The organism is Hyphomonas sp. (genome assembly GCF_046313735.1).
Classification (GTDB): Bacteria; Pseudomonadota; Alphaproteobacteria; order Caulobacterales; family Hyphomonadaceae; genus Hyphomonas.
On the sequence record NZ_JBKBXW010000063.1, the window covers coordinates 1 to 3,952 of the forward strand.

Here is a 3,952-nt window from a genome sequence, read left to right on the forward strand (position 1 = left end):
GCCAGTCGTCTTACCTCTGGCTGCTCGCGGGCTGTCTTCTGATCTGCATCTCGTCCAACGCCTTCCTCGTCTTCACCTCGAGCTATCTTCAGCGCACGCATGATCTCTCGCCGGGCCAGGTCGCGCTGCCTCTGGGCGTGCTGATCGGCGGGGTCGGCAGCATCGGCGCCGTCGTGCTCGGGCGGGTGTGCGACACGCTGTCGAAGCGCGACCTGCGCTGGCGGCCGCTGATCATCGCGCTGTGCGCGGGGCTGGCTCTGCCCTTCGCCTGGATGTTCCTGCGCGCGCCGACGGCGGAGCTCGCCTATGCCTGGAATATCGTGCCGAGCTTCATCGGGCTGATTTATGCGAGCATCGCCTACACCGCCTCGCAGGAACTGGTAAAGCTGCGGATGCGCTCGTTCGCCTCGGCCTTCATGCTGTTCTGCCTGACCCTGATCGGCATCGGCTGCGGCCCCTGGATCGCTGGAGAGCTGTCAGACTATTTCCTGCGCAGCGGATCAACCCGCCCGCTTGCCCAGGCGCTGGAAGCGATGCTCGTGCTCAACGCGGCCAGCATCGCCTGCCTGCTGATGGCGACGCGCAACTACCGGCGCGATGCGGCCCGGGCGTCGCTTTAGCGGCGATTGACACTCGCTGCCTTGAGTGGGAGCAAAACTGATGTTGAAGTTTTCTGCCACCCTTCTCGCCTGTCTCATGACCGTCGCCGTCTGCGAGGCGCAGGACGCCGCGGCGGCCTTCGATCCAAGAGACTATGCCGCCCATGTTCATGGTGATGCCACCGAGGTGTACGTGCTCGGCACCGCCCATCTGGCCCAGTATGACGGGTTCGACCCGGCGGCGCTGTCGGGCCTTCTGGACCGGCTTGAAACGCTCAGACCCAGTGTCATCACCATAGAGGCGCTGGGACCTGAGACAATCTTCCTGATGCAGGCCTATGATGCGCGCTTTGACGGAGCCGTGGGCTATTTCGCCCGCGCGGCGCTGGACGGTGTGCGCCTTGCCGGAGCGGAGACCGGGCTATCCATGCCGGAAGCCCGCCTGGCGGCGGACGAGGCGTTGGCCGACTGGCCGGACGCGCCGTCGGCGGCCCAGCGGCGCCGCCTTGCCACCCTCCTCGCCGCATCGGGCGATGTCTACTCTGCGCTGGTGCAGTGGCTGCGTCTCGACGCGGCGGACAGGCTGCCGGGAGAGGGCGTGACTAGCGAACTGGCTGAGCTGCTGGACCGGGTGTCAGCCTCCAGCAACGAAAACGTTCAGATCGCCGTGGCGCTGGCCGTCCGGCTGGGCCATGAGCGGGTCTACCCGGCCGATGACCACACAGCCTCGCACCTGATGGGCCGGGTGGCCGGGCCGATGACGGCCGCACTGGAAACGCCCGAATTTGCGGTGATTTTCGACCACCCCGTCTTTACCGCCACGGCGCTGGAAGCGGATGACTGGCGGAGTGCAGACGCGTTGCTGGACTATTTCCGGATGCTTAACACGGTTGAGCACGGGCATCTGGATGCCGAAGGTCAATGGCGGGTAATGATCGACCGGGCCTGGCCGGAAGATGTGGGCCGGGTGCGTATGGCAGAATGGGATACGCGCAATCTGCGCATGGCGGCTCATATCCGCGAAGCATCCGCCGATGCCGTCGGCGGGCGGGTGCTCTCGCTCGTGGGGTCAGCGCACAAGCCATGGCTCGATGCCTATCTGGACATGATGACTGATATGCACACCGCAGACATCATGGCCGTGCTGGAATAGAGGCGGCGTGCAGCGCGGGCCGCGCTTTAGCGCTGCTAGCGTGTGAGTTCAGTTGTTCCGGACTGTCTGCAACCACATCTGAGCGCAAGGATTATGTTCTCGCCCGGCCAGACGTTTGGGCGCCCGCCAACAGGAGACACTTCATGTCGCTGCGCATAAATGACACTGCCCCGGATTTCACCGCCGATACGACGGAAGGCAAGATCAGCTTCCATGACTGGATCGGGGATGGTTACGCCGTCCTCTTCAGCCACCCGAAGGATTTCACGCCGGTCTGCACGACCGAGCTTGGCTACATGGCCGGGATCGCGCCGGAATTCACCAAGCGCGGCGCCAAGATCATCGGCATCTCGGTCGATCCGGTTGAGAGCCACCACAAATGGAAGGCCGACATCCAGACCGCCACCGGCCAGTCCGTCGCCTACCCGATGATCGGCGACCAGAACCTGACCGTCGCGAAGCTGTATGACATGCTGCCGGCGGACATTTCCGGCACTTCCGAAGGCCGCACCCCTGCGGACAATGCGACCGTGCGTTCGGTGTTCATCATCGGGCCGGACAAGCGGATCAAGCTGATCCTGACCTATCCGATGACCACGGGCCGGAACTTTGACGAGATCCTGCGCGCGCTGGACTCGATCCAGCTGACGGCGAAGCATCAGGTCGCGACGCCCGCCCAGTGGAAACAGGGCCAGGACGTGATCGTCACCGGCGCGGTCTCGGATGAGGACGCGGAGAAACGCTTTGGCGGCTTCAAGCGCGTGCTGCCCTATCTGCGCCTGACGCCGCAGCCGAAGGACTAGGGCTTTCGGTCCACTGGCGCCTCACAGGCCCATTGGACGGTTTATCCCTCAACTTTCGTCATCCCGGAAAGTGCGCAGCACTTGTCCGGGACCCAGAACTTCTTCAGTCCACACAGCAAAACCTGGGTCCCGGATATTGCCTTCGGCAATTCCGGGATGACGCCGTGTGAGCGTGGGTTTGTGTTGCAGGCCAGATCAGGCCTTCAGCTTGTAGCCGCGGCGGAACAGGGCCCAGATCCAGACGACTGACGCCACGGTCAGCACGCCGGTGAAGATCACGCCGACCATCAGCGAGCCATTGGCGACGCCGAGATGAGCGTAGCGGTAGCCGTCGATCATGTAGAAGATCGGGTTGAGATGGGCGAGCGTCTGGAATGGCTCCACCATGACCTTGATGTCGTAAAAGGTGCCGGACAGGAATGTCAGCGGCACGATGACAAAATTGGTCACGGCGGCGAGATGGTCGAACTTGTCGGCCCAGATCCCGGCAAAGGCACCGAGCGCGCCGAGGATCACGGCGGAAGTGATGCCGAACCACAGGATGGGCCAGATATGCGCGATGGGCAGGCTGGCGAGGCCCGACAGCTGGATCGCGACCGCCGAGATGCTCGCGACCACAAAGGCGCGCGTGATGGCCCCGCCGAGGAAGGCAATCGTCAGCTCCAGCGGTGACAGCGGCGGCATCAGGAAATCGACATGGGTGGAGTTGAATTTCGCCTGCAGCAGGCTGGAGCTCGTATTCGAGAACGCGTTCTGCAGGATGGCCATCATGATCAGGCCGGGGGCGAGGAAGTCATTATACTTCAGGCCTGCAAAATCGCCGGTGAGATTGCCCCGCTCGCCAAAGGCCAGCTTGAACACGGTCATGAACAGCAGCGTCGTCACCACGGGGGCGAAGACGGTCTGCATCCAGACCTTCATGAACCGGCCGACTTCTCTTTTGTAGAGTGTCCACAGGCCAAGGCTGTTGATGGCGCCGTATTGGCGAAGACGGGGTTGCGACGGCTCGGGAATCGTATCCATGACGCCCAGATAGGTGATGTGCCTGCAGAGCGCGAGTGGCCGGGGGCGCATTATTTCGCCCGCAACCGCGCCGCGCGCCTGAGCAGGGCCTGATCAGTGTCTGACCACAAGATATAGAAACTCTGTGGAATGCCGTAGGCCCATGTTGTGTTTCGTTTCGCTGGTGATACAAGATGTAGGTGTCGAAAGGGCAGCGCTTAACAGCTGCCACAACATCTAGGGGTTCGGGCCACAAGTGCTGGTGCCGGCCCGCCGGGAGACCTGCAAGCCATGTCATGGACTGATGAACGGGTAACGGTGCTCAAGAAGCTGTGGGCCGAAGGCCACTCGGCCTCGCAGATCGCCAAACAACTGGGCGGGGTCACGCGCAATGC

At 63.2% G+C, this 3,952-nt stretch carries 5 protein-coding genes; 4 read left to right on the top strand and 1 reads right to left on the bottom strand.

Features of this window, described 5'->3' with window-relative positions:
• From ACK4SV_RS16110 to ACK4SV_RS16120, 3 genes are all read left to right on the top strand, one after another.
• The coding region (locus tag ACK4SV_RS16110) for an MFS transporter (protein WP_409918861.1) at positions 1 to 620 on the top strand (620 nt) is incomplete at its 5' end.
• A gap of 40 nt (positions 621 to 660) precedes the next feature.
• Positions 661 to 1,752 (top strand): DUF5694 domain-containing protein, encoded by a 1,092-nt coding sequence (locus ACK4SV_RS16115; protein WP_409918862.1) that lies wholly within the window; start codon positions 661 to 663, stop codon positions 1,750 to 1,752.
• A 143-nt stretch (positions 1,753 to 1,895) separates the two neighbouring features.
• Positions 1,896 to 2,555, top strand: coding sequence for a peroxiredoxin (locus ACK4SV_RS16120; RefSeq protein ID WP_409918863.1), 660 nt, complete (start codon positions 1,896 to 1,898; stop codon positions 2,553 to 2,555).
• Positions 2,556 to 2,750: 195 nt separating this feature from the next.
• Here the strand turns inward: ACK4SV_RS16120 and ACK4SV_RS16125 are convergent, their stop codons facing one another.
• Complete coding sequence (locus ACK4SV_RS16125; protein WP_409918864.1) at positions 2,751 to 3,629, bottom strand: ABC transporter permease; 879 nt, start codon at positions 3,627 to 3,629, stop codon at positions 2,751 to 2,753.
• A gap of 219 nt (positions 3,630 to 3,848) precedes the next feature.
• On the opposite strand from ACK4SV_RS16125, the gene ACK4SV_RS16130 reads away from it, so the two are divergent.
• On the top strand, positions 3,849 to 3,952 hold a 104-nt coding region (locus ACK4SV_RS16130), incomplete at its 3' end, for a GcrA family cell cycle regulator (protein WP_409918865.1).

Excerpts from the sequence above, each read along its gene's own strand:
- ACK4SV_RS16115 (WP_409918862.1), top strand. The coding sequence starts at position 661 with ATGTTGAAGTTTTCTGCCACCCTTCTCGCCTGTCTCATGACCGTCGCC.
- ACK4SV_RS16125 (WP_409918864.1), bottom strand. The coding sequence starts at position 3,629 with ATGCGCCCCCGGCCACTCGCGCTCTGCAGGCACATCACCTATCTGGGC.
- ACK4SV_RS16120 (WP_409918863.1), top strand. The coding sequence starts at position 1,896 with ATGTCGCTGCGCATAAATGACACTGCCCCGGATTTCACCGCCGATACG.